Annotated in this window: 14 protein-coding genes; 6 read left to right on the forward strand and 8 right to left on the reverse strand. The window is 65.7% G+C overall.

Annotated elements, in window-relative coordinates; translation table 11 throughout:
- Nucleotides 1-19: 19 nt before the first annotated feature.
- Nucleotides 20-2,152 (reverse strand): bifunctional (p)ppGpp synthetase/guanosine-3',5'-bis(diphosphate) 3'-pyrophosphohydrolase, encoded by a 2,133-nt coding sequence (locus RHOOR92_RS0116105; RefSeq protein ID WP_027490714.1) that lies wholly within the window; start codon nt 2,150-2,152, stop codon nt 20-22.
- Between the two features lie 150 nt (nt 2,153-2,302).
- Between RHOOR92_RS0116105 and RHOOR92_RS0116110 the strand changes: the two genes are divergently transcribed.
- Nucleotides 2,303-2,782 (forward strand): hypothetical protein, encoded by a 480-nt coding sequence (locus tag RHOOR92_RS0116110; protein WP_007512752.1) that lies wholly within the window; start codon nt 2,303-2,305, stop codon nt 2,780-2,782.
- Nucleotides 2,783-2,802: 20 nt separating this feature from the next.
- On the opposite strand, the gene hrpA is transcribed toward RHOOR92_RS0116110, so the two are convergent.
- Nucleotides 2,803-6,873: an ATP-dependent RNA helicase HrpA gene (gene hrpA / locus RHOOR92_RS0116115; RefSeq protein WP_027490715.1), complete on the reverse strand. Its 4,071-nt coding sequence runs from the start codon at nt 6,871-6,873 to the stop codon at nt 2,803-2,805.
- A 136-nt stretch (nt 6,874-7,009) separates the two neighbouring features.
- Between hrpA and RHOOR92_RS0116120 the strand changes: the two genes are divergently transcribed.
- Nucleotides 7,010-7,477, forward strand: a complete 468-nt coding sequence (locus RHOOR92_RS0116120) for a Dps family protein (RefSeq protein ID WP_027490716.1) — start codon at nt 7,010-7,012, stop codon at nt 7,475-7,477.
- Nucleotides 7,478-7,570: 93 nt separating this feature from the next.
- Here RHOOR92_RS0116120 and RHOOR92_RS0116125 read toward each other — a convergent pair whose 3' ends face one another.
- The 6 genes from RHOOR92_RS0116125 to RHOOR92_RS0116140 form a co-directional block, all read right to left on the reverse strand.
- Nucleotides 7,571-10,234, reverse strand: a complete 2,664-nt coding sequence (locus tag RHOOR92_RS0116125) for a pitrilysin family protein (RefSeq protein WP_027490717.1) — start codon at nt 10,232-10,234, stop codon at nt 7,571-7,573.
- A gap of 113 nt (nt 10,235-10,347) precedes the next feature.
- Nucleotides 10,348-10,677 carry a hypothetical protein gene (locus RHOOR92_RS0116130; RefSeq protein ID WP_027490718.1) on the reverse strand — a complete coding sequence of 110 codons (330 nt, stop codon included), beginning with the start codon at nt 10,675-10,677 and terminating at the stop codon, nt 10,348-10,350.
- 143 nt (nt 10,678-10,820) lie between these two features.
- Nucleotides 10,821-11,696 carry a glycosyltransferase family 2 protein gene (locus RHOOR92_RS19740; protein WP_155950261.1) on the reverse strand — a complete coding sequence of 292 codons (876 nt, stop codon included), beginning with the start codon at nt 11,694-11,696 and terminating at the stop codon, nt 10,821-10,823.
- Between the two features lie 417 nt (nt 11,697-12,113).
- The gene (locus tag RHOOR92_RS19745; protein ID WP_155950262.1) at nt 12,114-12,350 is read right to left on the reverse strand and encodes a hypothetical protein; all 237 of its coding nucleotides are present in this window, start codon (nt 12,348-12,350) and stop codon (nt 12,114-12,116) included.
- A gap of 326 nt (nt 12,351-12,676) precedes the next feature.
- Entirely contained in the window at nt 12,677-14,851 is a 2,175-nt protein-coding gene (locus tag RHOOR92_RS0116135; protein ID WP_051281244.1) for a peptidase domain-containing ABC transporter, read from the reverse strand.
- The gene (locus RHOOR92_RS0116140; RefSeq protein ID WP_231378418.1) at nt 14,844-16,112 is read right to left on the reverse strand and encodes an HlyD family efflux transporter periplasmic adaptor subunit; all 1,269 of its coding nucleotides are present in this window, start codon (nt 16,110-16,112) and stop codon (nt 14,844-14,846) included. The genes RHOOR92_RS0116135 and RHOOR92_RS0116140 overlap by 8 nt, the downstream gene beginning before the upstream one ends.
- Before the next feature lie 116 nt (nt 16,113-16,228).
- Here RHOOR92_RS0116140 and RHOOR92_RS0116145 point away from each other — a divergent pair, with 116 nt between their 5' ends.
- The 4 genes from RHOOR92_RS0116145 to RHOOR92_RS0116160 all read left to right on the forward strand — a co-directional run bounded on the left by RHOOR92_RS0116145 (nt 16,229) and on the right by RHOOR92_RS0116160 (nt 25,352).
- A complete protein-coding gene (locus RHOOR92_RS0116145) occupies nt 16,229-16,642 on the forward strand; it encodes a hypothetical protein (RefSeq protein ID WP_007512727.1) in 414 nt (137 codons plus the stop codon).
- Between the two features lie 186 nt (nt 16,643-16,828).
- On the forward strand, nt 16,829-19,450 hold the full coding sequence (locus tag RHOOR92_RS0116150; RefSeq protein ID WP_027490721.1) for a glycosyltransferase family 2 protein: 2,622 nt from the start codon (nt 16,829-16,831) through the stop codon (nt 19,448-19,450).
- A gap of 158 nt (nt 19,451-19,608) precedes the next feature.
- Nucleotides 19,609-21,381: an autotransporter assembly complex family protein gene (locus RHOOR92_RS0116155; RefSeq protein ID WP_027490722.1), complete on the forward strand. Its 1,773-nt coding sequence runs from the start codon at nt 19,609-19,611 to the stop codon at nt 21,379-21,381.
- 212 nt (nt 21,382-21,593) lie between these two features.
- Nucleotides 21,594-25,352 carry a translocation/assembly module TamB domain-containing protein gene (locus RHOOR92_RS0116160; RefSeq protein ID WP_027490723.1) on the forward strand — a complete coding sequence of 1,253 codons (3,759 nt, stop codon included), beginning with the start codon at nt 21,594-21,596 and terminating at the stop codon, nt 25,350-25,352.
- Nucleotides 25,353-25,388 lie beyond the last annotated feature (36 nt).

The raw sequence follows: 25,388 nt of genomic DNA on the forward strand, positions 1-25,388 counted from the left end.
GCCGGCATTGCGCGGTCATTCAGCCGGTACCGACCCGACGCACGTCGAGCACGTTCGGCAGCGCCAGCAGCTTGCCGAGCAGGGTCGACAGCTGTTCGAAATCGCGCACGCGCAGGGTGAAGCGCATCTCCACCTCGCCGGTGTGCACGAACAGCCGGCTGGACGAGGCGATGATGTGGGTGCCGGCGTTGCTGACCACGCTGGTGACGTCCTTCTGCAGGCCCTTGCGGTCGTAGCCGCGCAGCTCGATGTCGACCTCGTAGGCCTGTGCCGTGGCGCTGCCCCAGCTCACTTCGATCACCCGGTCCGGATCGCGCCGGGCCAGCCGCGCCAGGCTGCCGCAGTCGGCGCGATGCACCGACACGCCGCGGCCCTTGGTGACGAAGCCGCGCACCGGGTCGCCGGGCAGCGGCTGGCAGCAGCGCGCCAGCGTGGTCAGCAGGTTGCCGATGCCTTCGATGCGCAGCGCGCTGTGGTCGAGCGTGGCATGGCGCGAGGCCACCGGCGCACTCGACTGGGTGACCACAGGCTCCGCCGGCTGCGCCGCTTCCTGCAGCACGCGGGCGATCTGGCCGGGAGTGACCTCGCCCAGCGCCAGCGCCACCAGCAACTCGTCGTGGTTCTTCAGGTGGAAGTGCGCCGGCAGTTTGCCCACGTCGGCGTTCGACAGCGCCAGGCGCTTCAGTTCGCGCTCGAACATGCCGCGACCGACCGCGAGGTTGGCGTCGTGGGCAATCTTGCGGAACCATGCACGCACCTTCTCCTTCGCCCGCGCCGTGTTGAGGTAGCCGTGGTGCGGCGACAGCCAGTCGCGGCTGGGCTCGGCCAGCTTGCCGGTGAGGATCTCCACGCGGTCGCCGCTCTGCGGCTGGAAGGTCAGCGGCACGATGCGGCCGTTGACCTTGGCGCCGCGGCAGCGGTGGCCGACCTCGGTGTGCACCAGATAGGCGAAGTCCAGCACGGTGGCGCCGCGCGCCAGGTCGAACACCTCGCCCTTCGGGGTGAGCAGGTAGACGCGGTCTTCCAGCAGCTCGGTCTGCAGCTCGGCGGCCAGCGCGCTGTCGTCCTCGCCGCGCGGCTCCAGCAGCTTGCGCATCCAGGCGATCTTCGCCTCGAACTCGGCGTCGGCGCTGCCGCCTTCCTTGTAGCGCCAGTGCGCGGCCACGCCCAATTCGTTCGCCCGGTGCATGGCGTGGGTGCGGATCTGCACTTCCAGGGTCTTGCCCTGCGGCCCGATCACCGCGGTGTGCAGCGACTGGTAGCCGTTCGCCTTGGGCCGCGCGATGTAGTCGTCGAACTCGCCCGGCAGGTGCGGCCACAGCGCGTGCACCACGCCCAGCGCGGCGTAGCAGTCGGTGATGTTGTCCACCAGCACGCGCACCGCGCGGATGTCGTACAGGTCGGAGAAGTCCAGCGACTTGCGCTGCATCTTCTTCCAGATCGAATAGATGTGCTTGGGTCGCCCGGCCAGCTCGGCCTGGATGCCGGCCGCCTCGAGCGCACGCTGCAGCTCGGCCAGCGAGTCGCGGATGAATGCCTCGCGGTCGGCGCGGCGCTCGTCGAGCAGGTTGGCGATGCGCCGGTAGGTGTCCGGCTGCAGGTAGCGGAACGCCAGGTCTTCCAGCTCCCACTTCAGCTGCCAGATGCCGAGCCGGTTCGCCAGCGGCGCATGGATGTCGCGGGTGAGCCGGGCCAGCGCCTGCCGCTCGCCTTCAGGCCGCGCCGGTGCCGCGCGCATGCGCGCCAGCTGCCGCGCCAGCAGCACGAACACCACGCGCAGGTCACGCACGATCGCCAGCAGCAGCCGTCGCAGGCCCTCGGCCGCGCCCTGCGGCGGCCGCTGCGCATGCAGCGCCCACACCCGCTCGGCCGCCTGCTGCCCGTCGACCAGGCGCTGCAGTTCGGTCGGCAACGCCGCGCGGCGCTCCGCCCACAGCGCGGGATCGATCCGGGCCAACTCGAACCACAGCGCGGCCGCCTGGGTCTGCGCGTCGCAGCCGAGCATGCTGAGCAGCTCCAGCACGTCGGCGCAGCCGGCCTGGTCCACTGCGCGGGTGGCGCAGGCCTCCAGCGCGTCGGCCAGCAGCGGCGGCAACGCGCCGGCGCGTTCGCGCCAGCGGGACAGAGGGGGCGGTTCGACGATCGGGGCCATGGGCAGTCAGCTCGGGTCTTGCCCTGCCATGGTAGCCGCTGCCGGGGCGTGCCGGCCGCGCTGCGCGCGAATCGCCGCGTGCCCCTTGGCGGCAGGCCGGCCTGCCGCGCAGAATCAGCGCTTCCGTTCCGTTGCCCCGAGGATGCACCCATGTCGATCCGCCCCCACCACCTGACCTTGCCGCTGCTGCTGGCGCTGTCGCTGGGCTGCCTGTCCGCGCAGGCGCAGCAGGCCAACGGCCTGCAACAGCGCATGAGCGCCGCCGAATTCAAGGCCGCCGGGCTGGACAAGCTGTCGACGCAGGAGTTGCAGAACCTCGACGACTGGCTGCGCCAGCACGGCAAGACCACTACCAAGATGGTCGACACCAGCGGCCAGCCGGTGTTCTACGAACCGAAGCAGAAGCGCAGCAAGTTCAACGCCCGCCTGGTCGGCCATTTCAGCGGCTGGCACGGCCACGACGAATTCACCCTGGACAATGGCCAGTCGTGGAAGCAGATCGGCTCGGATGCGCCCGTCTGCATGAGCGCCGACAACCCGGCAGTCAAGGTCAAGCCGTCGCTGTTCGACAGCTGGCTGATGTACGTGGACGGCTGCAACGGCAGCGTGCACGTGCGGCGGACGCGCTGAGCGGCCGAAATCACCCGCTCTCAACCCAGCGCCGCCAGTGCCTTCGCCAACCGTTTCGGCGACACCGGCTCGGCGGTCTTCAGCTCCTGCGCGAACAGCGATACGCGCCACTCCTCGATCAGCCAGCGCAGCTCGGCCAGCGCCGCGGGATCGGTGCCGACCGCGCGCTGCTGCAGGTACGCGCGCCAGTACGGCAGCACCTGCAGCAGGCGCTGCTGGTCCTTCGCCGGGTCCTGGCGCAGCCGCTCGCCGCGCAGGCGCATCGCTTTCAGGTAACGCGGGTAATGCGCCAGCCGCGCCAGCGGCAGGTCGCGCAGGAAACCGGGCACGAGCAGTGCGTCGAACTGTTCGCGCAGGTCGTCGTAGCTGGCGCGGGCGAAGCCCAGCAGCGGCGGCTCCAGCCACGGTTTCAGCTCGGCCTGCGCTTCGACCACCGGTTCTGCCAGCTTCAGCCGCTCGACGCCGGCGCCGAACAGTTCGCGCGCGCACTGCGTGCGCAGCGCCTCGAACGCGCCGGCGCTGCGCACGTCCAGTTCATGGCGTTCCAGCAGGTCGGCGAAGCCGCCTTCGAGCAAGTCCTCGCGCAGGCTGTCCACGCTGCCCAGCGGCGCGTACTTCAACGCCAGCGCGTTGCCGATCGGCAATCGCCGGCGCGCCTGCTTCGCCTCGGCGGCCAGCGCGTTGCGCAGCAGGCGCACCACGCCGCCGGCATGCGCCGCGCGCGCCTCGTCGGCGCGCTCGAACACGCGCAGCGCCACCGTCTCGCCGAGGTCGACCAGCGCCGGGAACGCGGCGAGGCCGCTATCGGAACGCACCTGTGCGGGGATCGCCTCGAAATCCCAGTGAGCCACGTCCTCGCGGGTCAGCTCGATGTCGGTCTTGCGCGAGAACGCCTCGCGCGCCTGGCCTTCCCACTGGCCACGCAAGGCGGCGAGGTCGCGGCCGCTGGCCAGGGTCTGGCCGCGCTCGTCGTGCAGGCGATAACGCATCAGGAAGTGTGGCGACAGTTCGACGCCGGCGAATTCGCCGGCAGTGATGTCGACGCCGGTGGTGCGTTTCAGGAACGCAGCCAGCGCCTTCGCCAGCGGCTCGTCGCGCGGCGATTCGGCTTCGACGAAGGCGCGCGCGAAATCCGGCGCCGGCACGAAGTTGCGGCGCAAGGCTTTCGGCAGGCCGCGGATCAACTCGGCCACCTTGTCGGCGAGCAGGCCAGGCACCAGCCATTCGCAGCGGGCGGGCGGCAGCGCGTTCAACATCGCCAGCGGCAGCTGCAGGGTGACGCCGTCGGCTGCGTCGCCGGGGACGAAGCGGTATTCGAGTTTGTACCTCTGCGGTGGAATCTCCAGCACCGCGGGGAACGCCTTCCCATCCAGCCCGGTGCCACCGGCCAGCACGTCGTCCAGCGACCAGCGCAGCGCCGCCTGCTCGGCCGGGTGGGCCTTGCGATACCACGCGTCCAGCGCGCGACTGCTGGCGATGTCTTGCGGCAGCTTGCTCTCGAAGAACCCGACCAGTTCGTCCTCGTGGCGGATCAGCCCCTCGCGGCGCTGCTTCGCCTCGATGCCCAGCGCCTCTTCCAGCACGCGCTGGTTGGCGCGCACGAAATCCGCCTTGGTGTCGATGTCGCCGCGTACCAGCGCCTCGCGCAGGAAGATCGCATGGGCCAGCGCCGGGTCCTGCGCCTGGAACGTGACCGGCCGCTTCTCCACCAGCACCAGCCCGAACAGGCTGACCTGCTCGTACGCCACCACGCCACCGCGCTTCCTCGACCAGTGCGGGTCGCGGCAATGCGTGCGCAGCAGATGCGCTGCCTGCTGCTCGATCCACGAGGGCTCGACCCGCGCATTCATCATGCCCCATACGCGCCCGCCCACGTCGAGGATCTGCGCGCTGAAGACCCAGTTCGGCGGCGCCTTCGCCAGCGCCGAGCCGGGAAAGACCTGGAACTTGCGTTCGCGCGTGCTCTGATAGATACCCTTCTCGTCCTTGCGGCCGACCTGGGTGGGCAGGCCGGCGAGCAGGGAGCGATGGACGGATTCGTAAAGGCGATCGGCATCGCTCTCGCTCCCTCCCCTGCTCGCCCCACGGGGACTTCCTTCGGTCGCAGAGGAGGACTGGGCTGGGGTTCGCTTTTGATCTTGTGCCGCGACGCGAAGAGCTTTACCCCCTCCCAACCTCCCCCTGCCAGCAGGGGGAGGAGCAGAACGTGCTTCGTCACGAGCGGGAATCTGCGCTTCCAGCTTCCACCCCAGTTCCTCCACCACCAGCAGCAGCTGCCGGTGCAGCTCGCGCCACTCGCGCATGCGCATGAAGCTGAGGAAATGCCGCGCGCACCAGTCGCGCAGCTTCGACTGGGTCAGTTCCTCGTGCGCGTCGTGGTAAGCGCGCCACAGATTCAGCACGCCGACGAAGTCGGATTTCGGGTCAGCGAACACGGCGTGCGCGGCGTCGGCCTGCTGGCGTGCATCCGACGGGCGCTCGCGCGGATCCTGGATGCTGAGGAAGGCGACGATGACCAGCAGCTCGCGCAGCGCGTGCAGCTGCTCGCCCTCGACCAGCATGCGCGCCAGCTGCACGTCGATCGGCAGCCGCGCCAGCGTGCGGCCGATCGCGGTGAGTTGGCGCGTCTCGTCGATCGCGGAAATCTCGCTGAGCCGGCGGAAGCCGTCGGCGACCACGCGCGGGTCGGGCGCCTCCAGGAACGGGAACGCGTCCACCTCGCCCAGCTTCAGCGCCAGCATGCGCAGGATCACGTTGGCCAGCGAGGAGCGCAGCAGCTCCGGATCGGTGAACGCGGCGCGGCCGGCGAAATCGGCCTCGTCGTACAGGCGGTAGCAGATGCCCGGCCCGACGCGGCCGCAGCGGCCCTTGCGCTGGTCGGCCGCCGCCTGCGAGACCGGCTCCACGTGCAGCCGTTCGAGCTGGCTGCGCTGGCTGTAGCGCTTGACCCGCGCGGTGCCGGTGTCGATCACGTAGCGGATGCGCGGCACCGTGAGCGAGGTCTCGGCCACGTTGGTGGCCAGCACCACGCGGCGCTTCACGCCGGGCTTGAACACGCGGTCCTGGTCGCCGGCGGAAAGCCGCGCGTACAACGGCAGGATCTCGGTCTCGCGATATTGCCGCCGCGACAGCAGCTGGTGCGCGTCGCGGATCTCGCGCTCGCCGGGCAGGAACACCAGCACGTCGCCGCGCGGGTCGTCGCGGCTGATCTCGTCGAGCACTGCGGCGATGTGCTCGGCGCTGCCCTGCTGCATGTCCTTGCTGCGGCCCTGCCGCGCGGCGATCTCGTCCAGCGAGCGCCAGCGCAGCTCGACCGGGTACGCGCGCCCCTCCACTTCCACCACCGGCGCGCCGTCGAAGTGTTCGGCAAAGCGCGCCGTATCGATCGTCGCCGAGGTGACGATGATCTTGAGGTCGGGACGCCTTGCAGCGAGCCGCTTCAGGTAGCCGAGCAGGAAGTCGATGTTGAGGCTGCGCTCGTGTGCCTCGTCGATGATCAGGGTGTCATAGGTGCTCAGCCACGGGTCGCCCTGAGTCTCGGCGAGCAGGATGCCGTCGGTCATGAACTTGATCAGGCTGCGCTCGGAGACCTGGTCGTTGAAGCGCACCTGGAAGCCGACGATGTCGCCGACCTGCGTGCCTAGCTCCTCGGCCACGCGGCGCGCCACCGAACGCGCGGCCAGCCGGCGCGGCTGGGTGCAGCCGATCATGCCGGCTTCGCCACGGCCGGCGGCCAGGCACAGCTTGGGCAGCTGAGTGGTCTTGCCCGAGCCGGTCTCGCCGGCGATCACCACCACCTGGTGCTCGCGGATCAGCTTGACGATGTCCTCGCCGCGCGCGCTGATCGGCAGCGATTCGTCCAGCTGGATCGGCGGCTTGGCGGCGGCGCGGGCGCGGCGTCTGGCCGCGGAGCGCTCGATATCCCCGCGCAACGCCGCCAGCTTGCCTTGGTCGGGTCGGCGCGACAGCGCACGCCAGCGCCCCAGCAGGCGACCGAAGTCGCGGCTGGACACCGTCTCCAGTTGCCGGCGCACGTCGCGCAGGCCGGGGTCGGCGGAAGAATCGGGCGTTGGCGGGGAGCTGTCGTTCATCGGACCGCACATGATAGCCGCAGGCGGAGCACCGACCCGATAGCCGCCGACTATCGGCGGCATCCGAAGGATTCATTTCACCACCGCCGCAGCACCCATTATCGTGAGTCCATCCACCCACCGGAAGGAGCACGACATGGCCATTTCCATCGGCATCGCCAAGAAAGACCGCGAAGCGGTCGCCAAGCACCTGTCCAGGCTGCTGGCCGACACCTATTCGCTGTACCTGAAGACGCACAGCTTCCACTGGAACATCACCGGCCCGCAGTTCAACAGCCTGCACGCCATGTTCGAGACCCAGTACAACGCACTGTGGCTGGCCGCCGACGAGGTCGCCGAGCGCATCCGCACGCTGGACGTGTTCGCGCCCGGCTCCTACAGCCAGTTCGCCAAGCTCAGCTCGGTCAAGGAAGAAGCCGGCGTACCGGAGTGGAAGGCGATGGTGGGCCAGCTGGTCGAAGGCCACGAGATCGCCGCCGCCACCGCCCGCGACACGCTCAAGGCCGCCAACGCCGCCGGCGACGACGGCACCGCCGACATGGTCACCGGGCGCCTGAAGGAACACGAAAAGACCGCGTGGATGCTGCGCTCGCTGTTGAAGTAAGCAGACCCATCAAACGCATGAAGAAACGGCACTGCCGCGAAAGCAGTGCCGTTTCTTCACAGGCAATGCCAGGTTACCAAGTCACTCAGCCTCTTATCCCTTCGGCGCCGCCCCCTTCACTGCCGTGACGAACGCATCCGGCCGGATGTGTTTCGCATACGCCTGCTGCACGTCCTTCGCGGTGAGCTGGAGATAGTGCTGGCCGGCAATCGTCATCGCGTCGAGCGGCTTGTCCTCGACCGACAGAGTCAGCAATTGACCGCCGATCGCGCCGAAGCTGGATTCGCCCAGCGGGATCTGCCGTAGCAGGATGCCCTTGGCGCGCTTGAGCTCGCTGTCGGTGACCGGCGTTTGCTGCATCTGTTTCAGATCCTGCACCACGATGGCGCTGGCGGCAGCGACCCTGTCCGGATCGGCACCGAACGACACCGTATAGGTGCTGCGATGCTTGTCCAGATCGAACCTGGTGCCCACGGTGTAGACCAGCCCACGGGTATCGCGCAGATCGTGATAAAGCCGCGACGCGTAGAAGCCACCGCCGAGCACCTGATTGCCAATGTTCAGGGCGAACCGTGCCGGATCGTTCCGGGTCACGTCGATGGTCTGCGCCATCTGCACGCTGTCCTGACTGACGCTGGCGTCGGGCACGTTGAACTGGCCGGGCTTGTTCGCCGGCACCGCGGCGTAATCGACATCCGGTTTCGGGCCGTCGGCTTTCCACGCGCCGAACGCCTGTTCCACAACCTGTTTCGCCTGCGCCGGATCGACCTTGCCGACGACGACGATGATGGTCATGTCGGGGCGGAAGGTCTGCCTGTAGTAATGCTTCACCCGAAACATCGTCAACCGCATCACGCCCTTGGGCGTGGGGTAACGAAGCTGCGGGTCATTCGGCGGCAACAGCGCCATGCCCAGGCCCAGTTGGGTGAGGAAGGCCGGCGACTGCAGCTGACCCGCCACGACGCGCGCCGTCTGCCGCTGAACCACGGAAAAAGCCTGCGGCAGCAGCGCCGGATGCAGTTCATTGTCAGCCAGCAGCGCGATGCCTTCGGCGAAATGCACGGACGGTACCGCCAGCGAGAAACTGCTGCCAGCCGACTCCCGTGCACTGATCGCGTCCAGCGCCTGCTGCAGCTGCAGCCGGTTCATGCTGGCGGTGCCGTAAGGAAACATGCCGCCGAGCACCTGCGCCACACCCTCGTCGTCTTTGCCTGCCTGCAGATCCTGGTTGGTCTTGATCTTGCCAAACACTTCGACCGTGTCGCTGATCGACTCGGGCTGCACGATCAGCTTGATGCCGTTGGACAGCGTGGTCGACATCGGCTTGAGGGTGGAACGCGGCAATTCAAGCTTGGCGAACGCCTGGGCAGCCCAATCAGGCAAAGTCACCGGCTTGTCGGGGCTGGACGCGAAACTCTCCGCACCGCCGAAACCCTTGCCGGCGACCGGCTTGCCCGAGCTTTCCGGAGTGAGGATCGCGGTCACCGCGTGCGCCGGGTCGAACGTGGCCCTGGCCAGCGCATTCACCGCCGCTGGTGTCACCGCCTCGATCGCCTGCTTCATCGCGTCGGGCGAGTCCAGCCCCTGGAACGCCAGCGCCTGCGACCACGCATTGGCCAGCCCGTCGACCGAGTTTTTCTTGAACTCCAGTTCGGCGATCGCCTTGCGTTTGGCCGCATCTACCAGCACCGGGTCGATACCCTTGCTGGCCGCTTCGGCCAGGATCGACTGCATCTTCGCCAGCACCGGCTGCGGGTTGCCATCCTTCGGGAAAATGCCCACAGCCATGCCGAAGCCGGCTTGCGGCATCAGGTTGGCGCCGAACGTACCAAACAGCGCGGTACCGTCCATGCCCATGCCGAACAGGGCGGCCCGCTGCGAGGCCAGCGCGCTGCCCAGCACCAGCCCGGCAGCGTAATCCTTCGACTGCGTTCCTGGCATGCGATAGCCCAGATAGATCGAACCATACGGGCTGTCGGTGGGCAGCGTGATCGTCTTCGCCTGCACCGGCTTGAACGCAAACGCCGGTCGCGCCGGCAGCGCCCTGCGTGCGATGTTGCCGAACTCGCCCTTCACCTTCGCCAGCGTGGCGGCCGGATCGACGTCGCCCGCAATCACCAGGATCGCGTTGTTCGGCGCATACCACGTGTCGTGAAACGACTTCAGCATCGCCGCCGTGGTCTTGTCGAACGACGCGCGCGTACCCAGCGCTGTGTGCGCATACGGCGTGCCTTCAAACAGCTGCGCCTGCAACTGCTCGTAAAACTTGTAGGACGGATTGGACAGGTCGCGCGACACTTCCTGCTCGATCGCGCCACGCTCCTTCGCCCACGCCGCCTCGTCCATGTCCACGCCGCGCATGCGCAGACTCTGTACATGCAGCGCTACGTCTAGATCCTGCGACGGCGCGACAAAGTAATACTGGGTCACGCCCTGCGTGGTATCGGCGTTGAACGCACCGCCCATGTTCGCCGCGATCGCGGCCAGCTGATCCTTCGACAGCCCTGGACTTCCGCGAAACATCATGTGCTCCACCGCATGCGCCGTCCCCGGAAACATCGCTGGCACCTCATCCGAACCGGCCAGGTAATTCATCTCCGTCGTCACCACCGGCGCCAGCGCGTCACGCACGATCACCACGCGCAGGCCGTTGTCGAGCGTGGCGCGAGTGACGTCGTTCGCTCCACTGGCAGCGGCCGTCCCAGCGGCGAAGGCCAGCGCAATCGCGGCAGCCAGTTGCATGACTCGATGCTTCATTCGATCTGTCCTTAGTGGATAACGCGGGTGAAAACCTACGCGCGCGCCGCGCCATGAACTGCCTGCGCTTCGATGTCGCGCAGGCATGGGTAGTGAAATGCAGACCTCGCGCATCAGGCAGCAGCGTGCGGACCTGCGTTCCCGTGGGTTTGCTGGGCGCGGGCCGCCGTCAGGATCAGCTCGCGCGAGGCACATGCGCTCAGGTAGCGCTGCGACAGGATCAGCGGCAGCACTGCGAGCGGTATCCAGTATTGCGCACCATGCGGCAAGTGGGTACCGGTAAGGATCAATCCGGCAAATATCAGCATGCCACAAGAAAACAATACGCCGAGCATCCGATAGCGCTTGCGCGCCAGTCGGCTCTGCTCACGGATGATCCCGGCCGCCGTCGCATACGACAGCCCGAACTCGCGCTGCAGCTTTCTGATGGTGATGAGCGCCACGACTTCCCTCCCTCAACGGGTCAATTCGGCAGAAACGGATGCGGTTGTTTGATCACGCCATGCTGAATTATCCCCGGCACCTTTTCCCAGACCACGACGACGGGGGTCGCTGAGGTTTACCTATTGCAAGTGAATCAACGGCCCTACACTTCGCCCGTAACAACGGCATTAAAAATTTCATTCCCGTAATGCGACTTCAACTTAGAAATTGCAATATCGTCATTTCCACCTCTATACATGTTTTCCTTGAACATCCCAACCGACTGTGTGTCAGGCCAAAAGATCGGGTGCAATCTGTTGCCAACCTTAACTGGAAGGAATCCATTTAACCTGGACATGACAAAAAGCCAAAGATCGTCTCCTTTAGGACATAGTTCGCTGAAACGTGACTCGTCAGTCACATCAGCATGCAAGCTGCCGGACGGGTACAACACTCCACCTACGCCAACAGCCATTGTGTCTGAGCTACGTGTACGCGCCCTATTGTCCTGAACATCGAAGCTCCAGTCGTAGTAAGGGGCCAGTTCGCCGTTCGGCAAAAAGTGGAATCGATGCATCATATGCGCCAATATAGCTCTTCTGTTACTAACCAACCCACACACAAGTTCCTCAAGCCAGTGCCTTGGATAATAAATATCGTCATCGCATATCACAATGTGAGCATCATGATACATATGTAGAGTGGGAATTATTTTTTTATAGGAATAGATATTCTTTGTCGGCCGAATATTAACTTTGTCGCTTAGTTCATTAACGGAATCTGGAAGATTTTCCATTTCTTCTTCAGAAATCCATAAGACAAGCATATCTGGAACGACAGTTTGCTCAAGAAGGCTATGTATCGTTAGGTGTAGCCACCTGAACCGCGGCCCATAAGATGTCATAGATATTATTAACTTCTTATCTAGACCATGATGTTTGGAATGGATTGGGGCAACGAGCTTCTGATTTTCATAGAAAAGAAGAAGTTTACCCATAGGTGTATCATAAAATTTTGTTGTAGCGGCCACTTTATACATCCAAATGAAGGCTGAAATCGTCGTGAATTACCTAAGCATCTATCCAGCGCCCGCTGCAAGATCTACTCACGTTAACCACACCAGACGCGAGAGAGCCCGTTTTAGTACTGGCGCGCTTCTACTATTTTTTTATAGCTTCCGGCGCCGGATCCAAAATAGAACGAAAGATGCGGTAGCCGCTGATGCAATAAAAAACGCCAAAGCGTAGATTATTTCGTTACCGCCATGGTTGGGAAACCAAGAACGCCAAATGAGCACGAGCCCAGTCGACATTATTGCAGGGATCCATAATACCACTAGAACGGCAAGCGCTAACCGGACATTTGATATACGTTTCATAAACGTTCCTCAGTAATACCCAGTCGCATCAACCACATCGCAATGTGCTTCGATGCGACTGGGAAAGCAGTCACCAACTCACATCCCGAGGAGAGAATTGATTCCCACAAAACCTAATCCTATTACGTCACTGACCGCTATGCCAACTAGAACGCCACCTGCAGGGGTGAGTACCGCTGAGGAAACAACGCCGGCGATCACTCCCATGCTCGTGGCTCCCAATGCCTCCGCTGCGTAAAGCGGTGCATACCCACATCCGGCCACTTCAGTTACTTCATATTGGTTCAGTTCACGCATGGCTTCACAAAATGACATTTCGTTCTCCTAGATTTTAACTTCCAAATTTGCACCATTTTCTGGTGCGCCCATGATCAAACTGATTATTCGGACGCTACAGTTTGACCAAATCCTATATTTTTTCCTAGCATCGCTTTTGCACGGATATCACAACGCCGAGTGGCTTCACCTTTTAAAGTCGCTCCAATGCGCTTATGGTAATACCCTGCGTGCTGCCATATTCTCCGAGAGACGTTAATGGCTTAAGGTAATTTCTCAATGAATAGGTACAAGTCATTCGGCAACTCCGATCTCAATTGATGTGGCAGCCCGGATGAGGAAGCCGATTTTTTTGCAACCGTCTGCTATCCCATCACCTCCACTTCGCGTGAATGTGACGGGATGGGTTGCGCTGTGCCATTGGCGACTACCAGCACCTGCTGTGCATTGGCAATAGTCTCGGTACGATGCGCAATCACCAACCGGGTGACCGCCAAACGATTAACCGCAGCGATGACCTGCTGCTCGCGGTTGATATCCAGATGACTGGTCGCCTCATCCAGCACCAGCAGCTTCGGTCGTCGATACAATGCCCGCGCCAGAATCACCCGCTGCTTCTGCCCGCCCGACAAACTGGACCCCATATCGCCCACCAGGCTCTGGTAGCCCATCGGCATCACCACAATGTCCTCGTGGATCGCCGCCAGCCGTGCCGCCGCCTCGACTCTCACCGGCGTGGCCTCGGGATCGAAGAAGCTGATGTTGTCGGCGACGGAACCGGCAAACAGCTGGTCGTCCTGCATCACAGCGCCGATCCATTGGCGATAGGTTTCCAGGCCCAGCTTGCGGATGTCGATGCCGCCGAAGTGCACTTCGCCTGCGGTCGGTTGCAGCAAGCCCAGTACGATCTTGGCCAGCGTGCTCTTGCCGCAGCCGCTTGGACCAACAATGGCAACTGACTCACCCACCTCGATGCGCAGGTTGCAGTCCTTGAGGATCCACGGCTCGCCCTCGGCGTAGCGAAAACTGACGCTGTGCAATTCGATGCTGGCCTCGGGGATCGGGCCAGCCCATGCGGCCTCGGCACTCTTCTCCGGCGCCGTCAACGCGATGTCCGCCACCCGCTCCGCGTGCAACTTCAGCATGCGAAAATCCACCCACTTGTCGATCAGGCCGGCGGCACGGCTGGTGAACTGGTCGGCGTAGGCAATGAACGCGATCAGCATGCCGGCGGAGAACTTCCCGTCGAGTGCCAGCGTGGCGGCGATCCAGATCATCGCCACTCGACCGAGGCCGAACATCAACTGGTTGCTCAGGGCGAAGGCGATGCCGAGCCGCTGAATGCCGATCTCGCGATTGGCGGTGGACACCGTGGCATTGGCATAGCGCGAGAGTCGCTCATCCTGCTTGTTGGCCAGCTTGATCGGCATGGCTCCCCGAATGGATTCCAGCAGCTCGCTCTGCTGGCGGGCGCCATAGACGATCTGCTCCTCGTTGGCACGGCGCAGCGGGTTGAAGAAAGCCCAGCGGATCAGGCCGTAGGCGAGGAACAGCCCCACCACCAGCACGGTGAGCCACAGGCTGTAGAACCCCATCACCACCAGGGTGACCAGCGACATCAGCCCGTCCAGCAGCGAGCCGATGAACTGCGTGGTCAGCGTGCGCTGGATGGTCTGGATGGAACCGAAGCGCGATACCACGTCGCCCACATGGCGCTTCTCGAACCAGTCCAGCGGCAGGTGCATGAGATGGCCGAACAGGTTGCTGGCCCATTGCACGTTGAGCGTGGCGCCCAGCCAGGTCACGGCCCACGAACGTGCCGCGGTGATGACCGCCGAGAAAATCGTGATGCCGATGAAACCCAGCCCGAGTAGGGTCAATAGATCGCGATCAGCCGATACCAAGACCTGATCGAGTACCCATTGCAGATAGAACGGCGCGGCCAGCGCGAACACTTCCAGAGCCAGCGCCAGCAACAGGATCTGCGACAGCGCGGGCACGAGACCACGTACCGTTCCGGTCAATGCCCGCAGCGAGACCGCCTGGCGCTCGCGCACCGGCGCGAAATCGGCCGACACGCTCAACTCCAGCGCCACGCCGGTAAAGTGACCGGACACCTCTTTCAGACTCAACTTGCGCAGACCGCGCGCCGGGTCGTGGATCACGACGCCGTGCTTGCCGGCAAGCTTGAGCACCACGAAGTGGTTGAGATCCCAATGCAGCAGGCACGGCATCTTGAGCTGGCTCAGTTGCTCCAGATCCAGCTTGAGCGGGCGACAGACGAAGCCAAGCTGAGCGGCCATCGCCATCACCTGCGCCAGCGTGGCGCCCTTGAGCGAGGTGGAGAAACGCCGCCGCAGGCCGGCCAGGTCCACATCGTGACCGTGGTAGCTCGCCACCATCGCGAGGCAAGCCAGGCCGCATTCGGTAGCCTCGGTCTGCAGCATCATCGGCAACGGCCGATGCCAGCCGAATTGCAGCGCCGCGCGATAACCGCGTACCGGCGAAGCCGCCGACCCGTGCGGGGCGCCGTCAGCCATGCGCGGCATCTCCCGCCAGATGATGCGCCATGCCGTACAGCGGCTCGAACACCCATTCGATCAGACGGCGGCGATCCATCAGGATGTCGGCGTCCAGCGCCATGCCGGGTTTCACTGGCTCTTCCCGCCCGTAAGCCAACACATGCTGGCTGTCGAGCGCCACTTGCACCCGGTACAGCGGTTCCTGCTGCTGCGACGACTGCCCCACCAGTGCCACGATATCGGCGGAGCTGAGCGCACTGCGCGAAATGTCAGTCACCCGGCCGTATTGCTGACCGAACTTCTGGTAGGCAAACGCCTGATAGCGCAGCACCACGCGACTGCCCGGCTCGATGAAGCCGATCGCGCGACTGGGTACCAGCAGTTGCGCCCGCAGCGTCGAGCCGGCCGGCAGGATCGACAGCAGCGGCCGGCCGGCGCTGACCATCTGCCCGTCCTTCAACAGCACCGTAGACACCACACCATCACGCGGCGCGCGCAGCACCACGGCGCGCTGCATTTCGTTCTGTGCCATCGACTGGGTCAGCGAGGCAAGTTGCCGCTCTGTATCATTGCGTTTGGTCACATCATCCAGCGGCAGCTGCGCCAGTTGTTGCTGGGTGGCTTCGAGCTGCTGACGCATATCCAACTGCTGGCGCACCAGCGCCTTGTATTGCGCCTGCGCGTCCAGCACGGCCGTTTCCTGTTGCTGAATCTGCACCGCCGAGACAAAACCCTTGGCGGCGAGTGGCTCGATTTTCTCCAACAACTCCTGGTTGCTATTCACCTGCTTTTGTTGGATCGCCAACTGCCCGGCGATCTGGGTCAGTTGCGAACGCAACAGCGCGGTTTTGGCCTGGAACGCATCGGCCTGCTGTTTCGACCATTGCTTCTGATTGAACAAGTCGGCTTGCAGGCGGGAACGCTGGATATCCAGTTGCTGCCCGACCAGTGCATGGGTGTCGCCCAGTGCTGCGCTGTCCTGTTCGCTGGAGAGCTTGAGCAACACGTCGCCTGCCTTGACGACCTGACCATCGTGTACCTCTACGCGGGCAACCGTACCGGCACTGGGCGCAGCGATATTGAGCAGCCCCGCGCTTGGCACCAGCTGCCCGGTGACGGTTTCGCGGCGGGTGTAATGACCGAAGAAGAGGAACAGCAGGATGGCTGCAGCCAGCGCCAGCACCAATGCGGTAAGCAGCCAGCGTGACAGCGGCGCGGCCACAATGATCGAGCCAAGCCATTCCCCACGCCGCGCATCCACGACTTCCTGTCTGAACAACGGTGTCCCTACCACAAGCTACTCCCCAGTCGCTTGACGATCTCTGCGCCGGGTTAAGATGCCGGGGCAGACGGCTTTATACTCAGGCTGAGTAGATAAATCAACAGGGTGAGGATATGCAGGCAACCCTCGAATTGTTCGAACGATACAAATTACGCATCGGCGCACACGCCGACAGTGCAGGCGCGGCGGCGCTCGGCGTGAAAAGCCAAACCGTAAGCAACTGGCGCACGCGCGGCAGTCAGGCCGAGCCGTGGCTGATCGAGAAGATGTGCAACGCGCTCGGCATTGATACCGCCGAGTGGTTACTGCGGGTGCAGATGGAGCAGGCACCCAGCGCCTCGAACAAGCTGGTATGGCGCCGTGTCGGGGAACGACTGGGTTACAAGGTCGCTGGCATCGGCGTGGTGCTGGTTTCCAGCGTCACCTCCCTTGAAGGATGCTTCACGCAGTCAGCGGTCGTCCTCGCTGAGCCGTTGATGCAGGCTGTGCGATTGTTTGCCCAGTTGGCGGAAGGGCTGCCTGGCTGAGCTTGTGGTGGCAGAGCAGCTTTCTCCGCGAAAACCGAAGCGTGCAGAATCCGCATGCCCGCAAATCACCTCGCGGCTGACCTTGCGCTGACCGCGCCCGACCATCTTTATTGAGCCCGATGCCATGGATTGGTTAAGCTCCTAGAGCTCTACCGCCTGTTGCGCAGGCTTCCTCCGGGGATCTTTTTGAGCGCCACCGCAGCAAACCACAACAGCCGGTATCCGCTGCTCACGGCAATCGTGCTCGCCCTGATCGTGGCCGCGATGAACATCGGGCTGTGGTGGTGGGGCAACTACCCGCGCGGGCCGGAGGATTGGCACGGCAAGGTCGGCGGCTATGCGCTGTCGGTGTTCCAGCGCTACCAGAGCCCGTTCAAGCTGGATTACCCCAGCGACGAGGAGATCGCCGCCGACCTCAAGCTGCTGCACCGGTACACGGACCACATCCGTACCTACACGATGCAGCAGAACCCGCAGCTGTATCGGTTGGCGCAGAAGGAAGGCCTGAAGGTGATGGCCGGCGCCGAGATCGACAAACGCCTGGACAACAACGAGCGCGAGCTCGACCTGCTGATCGCCAAGGCGCGTGCCTACCCGGACACCGTCACCCGGGTCATCGTGGGCAACGAGGTGCTGTTCCGCAACGACCTCGCGCCCGAGCAGATGATGGCCTACCTGGACCGCGTGCGTGCCGCCGTGCACCAGCCGGTGTCGATCGCCGAGCCGGACTACATCTGGCTGAAGTACCCCGAGCTGGCCGAGCACGTGGACTTCATCACCATCCACCTGTTCCCGTTCTGGAACGGCGTGCCGGTCAGCGGTCCCTCCGGCAACCCCCATCCGGCGCTGGACCAGGCGCTCGGCGCCTACCAGCAGATCCGCCAGCGCTACCCGGACAAGCCGGTGATGGTCGGCGAAATCGGCTGGCCGTCGAACGGCGACCGCCACGAGTACGCCGACCCGTCGGTTTCCAACGAGGCGATCTTCATCCGCGACTGGATGAACGCGGCCAAGGCCGCGCACATCGACTACTACCTGCTGGAAGCGTTCGACCAGCCGTGGAAGGAAAACCTCGGCGAAGGCCGCACCGGAGCGTACTGGGGCATGTTCAACGCCGATCGCCAGCTGAAGTTCCCGCTGACCGGCCCGGTGGTCGAGGACACCTCATGGCCGTGGAAGGCGATCGCGGCGAGCCTGTTGGCGCTGCTGCCGATGATCTTCTTCGCGCGCCGTTTCAGCCGCTTCAAGCTGATGGGGCGGTTCTTCTTCGCCGCGCTGATCCAGCTGGCCTGCGGGCTGATCGTGTGGTCGGCCACGTTGCCGTTCAACTTCTACCTGAGCTGGGTCGACTGGACCATGCTCACGCTGCTGTTCCCGGCGCAGATCGCGATCCTGGCGATCCTGCTGATCAACGGCTTCGAGTTCACCGAGGTGCTGTGGCGGCGCGACTGGATCCGCCATGCCGGCATGCTGACGCCCGATCCGCCCGAGAAGCAGCCATTCGTGTCGATCCATCTGGCCTGCTACAACGAGCCGCCGGAGATGGTGATCGTCACGCTCGATTCGCTGGCCGCGCTGGACTACGCGAACTTCGAAGTGCTGGTGATCGACAACAACACCAAGGACCCGGCGGTGTGGCAGCCGGTGCAGGAATACTGCGAGAAGCTGGGCAAGCGCTTCCGCTTCTTCCACCTGGCGCCGTGGCCGGGCTTCAAGGCCGGTGCGCTGAACTTCGGCCTGAAGGAAACCGACCCGCAGGCCGACGTAGTGGCGGTGATCGACGCCGACTACGAAGTGCGCGCCGACTGGCTGGCCACCCTCACCGGCCATTTCCACGACCCGAGGGTGGCCGTGGTGCAGTGCCCGCAGGCGCACCGCGAGTTCGAGCACAACCGCTTCCGCCGCATGACCGCGTGGGAGTACGACGGCTTCTTCCGCATCGGCATGCACCACAGGAACGAGCGCAACGCGATCATCCAGCACGGCACCATGACGATGGTGAGGCGCAGCGCGCTGGAAGGCACCGGCGGCTGGTCGGAGTGGACCATCTGCGAGGACGCCGAACTCGGCCTGCGCCTGATGCATGCCGGCTACGAGCTGGTCTACGTCGACGAGCTGATGGGCAAGGGCCTCACCCCGGCCGACTTCAAGGCGTACAAGAGCCAGCGCTATCGCTGGGCGTTCGGCGCCATGCAGATCCTCAAGGGCCGCTGGCGGTGGATGACGCAGAAAGGTCCGCTCTCGGCCGGCCAGCGCTTCCACTTCCTCACCGGCTGGTTCAGCTGGTTCGCCGACGCGCTGCATTTGATCTTCACTCTGATGGCGCTGTTCTGGACCGCCGGCATGGTGGCCTTCCCGCAGTACTTCAGCCTGCCGATGCAGCTGTTCCTGATCCCGGTGATCGGCTTCTTCTTCGCCAAGGCGATCTTCGGCATCGTGCTGTACCGTGCCCGCGTACCCTGTGGCTGGTACGACACGCTGATGGCCTCGCTGGCCAGCATGGGCCTCAGCCATGCCATCGCCCGCGGCATCCTGCACGGCCTCACCCGCGAGAAGACCTCGTTCGTGGTCACCGCCAAGAGCCGGCGCCTGGGCGGCAGCAACTTCGCCGCGTTCGCGCCGGTACGCGAGGAGCTGCTGATGGCGGTCGCGCTGATGCTGTGCATCGTCGGCATGGCGCTGGGCTACGGCACGCGCTACATCGAGGGCACCTTGTGGATGTTCATCCTCGCCGCACAGTCGATCCCGTACGTCTCGGCGGTGATCGGCGCATGGATCGCGCACAAGTCAGGCGACAAGGCCGGCTGATGCCGCCCGTCGGGGCGGCCGTGGCCGCCCCGGCGAAGCCGCCTCTGGCCCTTCGACGCCGATGCCGCGGCAACCGGCCCGCGTTCATGCCAAGCCGACCTCGATCTGGCTAAGCTGCCCTCCCCCCGTGAAGATGCCCCGAGGATGGAACCCCACGCATGCGCCGTCCGCGCCGACGCCCGAGCTTCCTGCTACCGCTGTTGCTGCTGGCATCGCAGGCCCATGCCGGGGTGCAACTGGTGGTGGACGGCGTCGCCGATCCGCTGAAGGCCGCGGTGATCGCCGGCGTGGAGCTGTCGCAATACGCTGGTCGTGACGTCAGCGATGCGCAGGCCAAACGCCTGTATGAACGCGCGCCCGGCCAGGTGAAGTCCGCGCTGCAGCCGTACGGCTACTACGACGCCAGCGTCACCGGCGAGCTGCAGCCGATCGGCAGGGACTGGCGGGTGACCCTGCACGTGCAACCGGGCGAGCCGGTCAAGGTCACCGCCGTCGACGTGCAACTGGACCCGGAAGCGGCCGCACTGGCCCCGATCCGCCAGGCGAAGCGCGCGCTCGAACGCCTCAAGGACAAGCCGCTGAACCATGGCGCCTACGACGCGGCGCGCGACGCGCTCGGCGCGCAGCTCACCGCCAGCGGCTTCCTCGACGCCCGCCTGCTCACCCACCGGGTCGAAGTCACCCGTGCCAACCACAGCGCGGCGATCAAGCTGGCGTGGCAGGCCGGCCCGCGTTACCGCTACGGCCGGCTGCACTTCGACGGTTCGCAGTTCGAGGACGGCTTCCTCGACCGCTACGTGCCGTTCAAATCCGGCGACTACTTTTCGCAGAGCCAGTTGCTGGAGCTGCAGCAGGCGCTGAACGGTGCGGACTATTTCGCGGTGGTCAACGTGCTGCCGGACGTGGACGCGGCGAAGGGCGGCGTGGTCGACGTCACCGTGCAGCTGGCGCCGGCCAAGCGCACGATCTATACCGGCGGCCCGTTCATCGGCACCGACACCGGCTTCGGCGTGCGCGGCGGGATGGAGCGGCGCTGGGTCAACCGACGCGGGCACAAGTGGAAGAACGAGCTGGTGGTCGCGCAGAAGCTGAAGACGCTGTCCACGCTGTACTCGATCCCGCTGCCCGGCGACAACCAGCGCAGCTACAACGTCGGCGCGAATTTCCGCGACGCGAACACCGCCACCTCGCAATCGCGCACGCTGGAACTGGTCGGCAACGAGACCCGCCAGTGGCACGGCTGGACCCGCAGCCTGGGCGTGCATGCGCTGTCCGGCACGTTCACCGTGGGCAAGCGCGGCAGCGAGCCGGACAACGCGCCCGGCATCGAGCACGGGCGAAGCACGCTGGTGTTCGGCGAGGCCGCGCTGACGCGCAAGCAGGCCGACAACCCCGATTTCGTGCGGCGCGGCTGGCTGCTCAGCGTGGCCGCGCGCAGCACCGCCGGCAACCTGCTGTCCGACGCCAGCTTCAGCCAGGTCACCGCTGACGCGAAATGGATCCGCGCGCTCGGCACGCGCAGCCGCAACCGGCTGATCCTGCGCGGCGGCGCCGGCATGACCTGGACCAACGACTTCACCGCGCTGCCGCCGCAACTGCGCTTCTTCGCCGGCGGCGACCGCTCGGTGCGCGGCTACGGCTACCAGTCGATCGGCCCGCGCAACAGCACCGACCGCGTCATCGGCGGCCGCCACCTGCTGGTCGCCAGCACCGAGCTCGAGCATTACTTCACGCGCAACTGGGGCATGGCTGCCTTCGTCGACGCCGGCAACGCATTCAGCGGCACCGACTACCGGCCGAAGCTCGGCGCCGGCCTCGGCCTGCGCTGGCGCTCGCCGGTGGGCATGATCCGCGTCGACCTGGGCACGCCTATCCACGACGATCGCGCGCACGGCATCCAGCTGCACCTGGTGATCGGACCGGATCTGTGAGCGGTTGCCGCAGGCGGCTGCTCACAGGCGATCCACGGATGGATCGCACGCGCATCGACCACAACGTGGTCGATGCGGCGGAGCCGGGTCCGTGCAACGGGCCCGGCGAGTTGCAAAAGGGCAGGACTGCCCTTTTGCAATTTTGAGTAAAAGGCTGGGTCCCGAAAAGCAAAAAGCGCAACGACTGAGGAAAAACGGAAGGCATCGGATTCATGAAGTGGTTCAAGCGCATCGCCATCGCATTCGCCGCACTGCTGCTGCTCGTGGCGGCAACGCTGTGGTGGCTGCTCGGCACCGGTTCCGGCCTGCGCTTTGTGCTGGCGCGGGCGCAGGCCGCTACCGACGGCGCGCTGCATGTGCAACAGGCGCAGGGCCGTCTGCTCGGTCCGCTCGACCTGGCCGGCATCCGCTACGACGACGGCAAGGGCACCGTGGCGACCGTGGCGAAGGCGCATCTGGACCTGCGTTTCTGGCCCTTGCTGGCCAGGCGCCTGCACGTACTCGCGCTGGACGTCGATGGCGTCGAGGTGGCCCTGCCCAAGTCCGCACCGGACAACACCTCCCGCTCCGGCAGCTTCTCGCTGCGGCCGCCGATCGAACTGATCCTCGACCGCGTGCACCTGGGCTCGCTGAAGCTGACGCAGGACGGCCAGCCGCTGTTCGCCTCCCATCGGCTCGACTTGGCCGGCAGCTGGACCGACCACGGCATCGAACTGCGCCAGCTCGTGCTGCTGGCGCCCGATGGCCACGCCAACCTGGATGGCAAGCTGGCGATCGGCACGCGTTACCAGGGCAACGGCAAGGCTGTCTTCGCCTGGAAAATCGGCGACACCAGCTATGCCGGCGGCCTCGGCGCGCGCAGCGACGGCAAGCGGGCGCAGCTCGACCTCAGGCTCACCGCGCCGGCCGTGGCCCGACTGCAGGTGGACCTGATCCAGTCCGGCGACTACGCCTGGACTGGCCAGCTCGACGCGCCGCGCTTCGACCCGGAACCGCTGCTTGGCGACAGTCCGCTGAAGGCGCTGGCGATTGCCGTGCAAGGCCATGGCGACCGTCACGGCGGCACACTCGACGGCCGGCTCGATCTCGACGACTACCCGTTGCTGCTGCAGCCGCTGCGTGCGCAGTTCAGCCCCGACTTCGCCACGCTGACCCTGCAGCAGCTCACGCTCGGTTCGCCGCAGATCAAGGGCAGCGTGGAAGCCAGCGGCACCGTGCAGCTGGCCGCCAAGCCGCTCAGCGCCACGCTGGATATCCGCTGGAACGACCTGCTGCTGCCGGCGGACCTGGCCGGCCAGGCGCTGGCCAGCCGCGGTGCGCTCAAGGCCAGCGGCAGCGCCGACGCGTACCACGCCGAAGGCGACGTCGACATCGGCCCGCCGGGCAAGCTCGCGAAGCTGGCGCTGAACCTGGACGGCACCGCGCAGCTGATCACCCTGCACACGCTGCAACTGAAACAGGCACAAGGCGGCCTGCAGGCGCACGGCACGCTGGCGCTGCAGCCGGATCTGGCCTGGCAGGCCGAAGCGAGTGCCGACCAACTCGACCCCGGCCAGTTGTTCGCCGGCTGGGGCGGCGCCCTGGATTTCGACATCGCCAGCAGTGGCAGCCTGCCCACGAACAGCACCCGCGGCCCGGACGCCACGCTGGAGATCCGCCGGCTGGCCGGCAAGCTGCGCGGGCGCGCGGTCAGCGGCCACGGCAAGCTGCACCTGTCGTCCAATGAAGTTGTCGACGGCCAGCTCGATCTCGCTTCGGGCGGCAGCACGGTGAAGCTGGATGCCCGCCCCGGCGCCAGCAACGATGCCGACCTGCAGCTGGCGATCGCCTCGCTGGGCGACTGGCTGCCGGATGCGAGCGGCCGTCTGGACGGCCATTTCAACCTCCGTGGCATGTGGCCGAAGCTCGACATCAACGGCCAGCTGCACGGGCATTCGCTGGCCTGGCGGCAGCAGAAGGCCGACACGCTGCAGCTGATCGTGGGCATTCCCGACATCAGCCACCCGGCCGGCAAGCTGGATCTGCAAACCGGCAACGTGTACCTGCAGGGCCTGCTGTTCCAGCATCTCGACCTGCTGGCCGAAGGCAGCCAGGGCGACCATCAATTGCGTGTGGATGCCCGCGGCACCCAGCTCTCCGGCAGGCTCGCCCTGCACGGCGCACTGAAGGGCCCGGCCTGGAACGGCACGCTGTCCACGCTCAACCTCGAACCGCAGGGCATGCCCGGCTGGCGCCTGCTGCAGCCCGCGCAGCTGAGCTACCAAGACGGCGCGATGAGCCTGTCCGAGCTGTGCCTGAGCGCCGGCGATCCGCAACTGTGCGTGGCCGCGAAACAGGACAAGCCGGGCAACCTCGACGCCAGCTACCGGCTGCAGGCGCTGCCGCTGGCGCTGCTGCTGAACGCCACCGGCAACGCCGACCTGCCGATGCGCGCCGATGGCGTCATCGAGGGCAGCGGCAAGATCCGCCGCGGCGCCGCCGGCGCGCTCAGCGGCAACGCCTCGCTCAGCTCCGCGCAGGGCAGCGTCAGCTACACCGACCGCGCCGACCAACCGTTGCTGCGCTACGACCAGCTGCGCGTGGACGCCGACCTCGCGCCGGCCGGCCAGCGCATCGCCGTGCACGGCGGGCTCGACGACGGCGGCCGCATCGATGGCCAGGTCACGATCAGGGGCGCGCAGCAGACGCTGGGTGGCCAGCTCGACCTGCGCCTGAACAAGCTCGCCTTCGTCGAGCTGTTCAGCAGCGAGGTGGCCAGCGTCAAGGGCGACGCCGACGGCAACTTCCGTTTCGCGGGCACGCTGAAGCAGCCTGCGCTCAGCGGCCAGGCGAACGTGCACGGCTTCGCCGCCGAGGTGCCGTCGGCCGGACTCAAGCTGAGCCAGGGCCAGCTCACGGTCAGCACCACCGACGCGCGGCAGTTCCTGATCCACGGCAGCGTGCAATCGGGCAAGGGCCGCGTGGCGATCGACGGCAACGCCGGCCTCGGCGCCGACGCCCGGACCATCCTCACGCTCAAGGGCAGCCAGTTCACCGCCGCCGACATCCCCGCCGCCAGGGTGGTGATCTCGCCCGACCTGACCGTGAAGCAGGACGCCGACGGCATCGACATCGGCGGCGCGCTCGGCATCGACAGCGCCGACGTGAACGCCGAGAAATTGCCCGGCGCCGGCGCCACCCGGATCTCGCCCGACGTGGTAGTGGTCGATGAGAAGCAGCAGCAACAGGCCGCCAGCAAGGTGCCGATCCGTGCCCTGGTCAAGGTGGATCTCGGCCGCAAGACGCACGTCGTCGGCATGGGTCTGGACGGCCGCGTCAGCGGCATGCTCACGGTGGTCGAGCGCCCCGGCCGCGCCACCACGGGCCAGGGCCAGCTTGCGGTCGACGGCACCTACAAGGCCTACGGCCAGAACCTGCAGATCCAGCGCGGCCAGCTGCTGTTCGCCAGCACGCCGATCGACAACCCGGGCCTGAACCTCCGCGCGGTGCGCAAGCTCAACCCGAACGCCACCATCGACGAAGGCCAGGAAGTGGGCCTGCTGGTCTCCGGCACCGCGCAGCGGCCGATCCTCAGCGTGTTCTCCAACCCGGTGATGGAGCAGTCCGACGCGCTGTCCTACCTGGTCACCGGCAAGCCGCTGTCGCAGGTGAAGGGCGGCGAAGGCGACATGGTGGGAGCCGCCGCGCAGGCGCTCGGCTCCGCCGCCGGCGACCTGCTGGCCAGGAGCATCGGCGCGCGGATGGGCGTGGACGACATCGGCGTGTCCAGCAACGCGGCGCTGGGTGGCAGCTCGGCGTTCACCGTGGGCAAGTACCTGTCGCCGCGGCTGTACCTCAGCTACGGCGTGGGCCTGTTCGAGCCGGGCGAGGTGATCACCCTGCGCTACCGCCTCAGCCAGCGCTGGAACTTCGAGGCGCAGCAGGCCACCGAGTCCAGTCGCGCCAGCTTCAACTACCGCATCGAGAAGTAGCCGTCGCACGCCTCGCTGGCCCGCCCCGGCGTAGTC

The organism is Rhodanobacter sp. OR92 (genome assembly GCF_000427545.1).
Classification (GTDB): domain Bacteria; phylum Pseudomonadota; class Gammaproteobacteria; order Xanthomonadales; family Rhodanobacteraceae; genus Rhodanobacter; species Rhodanobacter denitrificans.

What these genes read in the sequence shown, in the direction of transcription:
- hrpA (WP_027490715.1), bottom strand. Translation starts at nt 6,873, where the DNA reads ATGAACGACAGCTCCCCGCCAACGCCCGATTCTTCCGCCGACCCCGGC.
- RHOOR92_RS0116155 (WP_027490722.1), top strand. Translation starts at nt 19,609, where the DNA reads ATGCGCCGTCCGCGCCGACGCCCGAGCTTCCTGCTACCGCTGTTGCTG.
- RHOOR92_RS0116125 (WP_027490717.1), bottom strand. Translation starts at nt 10,234, where the DNA reads ATGAAGCATCGAGTCATGCAACTGGCTGCCGCGATTGCGCTGGCCTTC.
- RHOOR92_RS0116135 (WP_051281244.1), bottom strand. Translation starts at nt 14,851, where the DNA reads ATGGCTGACGGCGCCCCGCACGGGTCGGCGGCTTCGCCGGTACGCGGT.
- RHOOR92_RS0116120 (WP_027490716.1), top strand. Translation starts at nt 7,010, where the DNA reads ATGGCCATTTCCATCGGCATCGCCAAGAAAGACCGCGAAGCGGTCGCC.
- RHOOR92_RS19740 (WP_155950261.1), bottom strand. Translation starts at nt 11,696, where the DNA reads ATGTATAAAGTGGCCGCTACAACAAAATTTTATGATACACCTATGGGT.
- RHOOR92_RS19745 (WP_155950262.1), bottom strand. Translation starts at nt 12,350, where the DNA reads ATGTCATTTTGTGAAGCCATGCGTGAACTGAACCAATATGAAGTAACT.
- RHOOR92_RS0116160 (WP_027490723.1), top strand. Translation starts at nt 21,594, where the DNA reads ATGAAGTGGTTCAAGCGCATCGCCATCGCATTCGCCGCACTGCTGCTG.
- RHOOR92_RS0116145 (WP_007512727.1), top strand. Translation starts at nt 16,229, where the DNA reads ATGCAGGCAACCCTCGAATTGTTCGAACGATACAAATTACGCATCGGC.
- RHOOR92_RS0116110 (WP_007512752.1), top strand. Translation starts at nt 2,303, where the DNA reads ATGTCGATCCGCCCCCACCACCTGACCTTGCCGCTGCTGCTGGCGCTG.
- RHOOR92_RS0116105 (WP_027490714.1), bottom strand. Translation starts at nt 2,152, where the DNA reads ATGGCCCCGATCGTCGAACCGCCCCCTCTGTCCCGCTGGCGCGAACGC.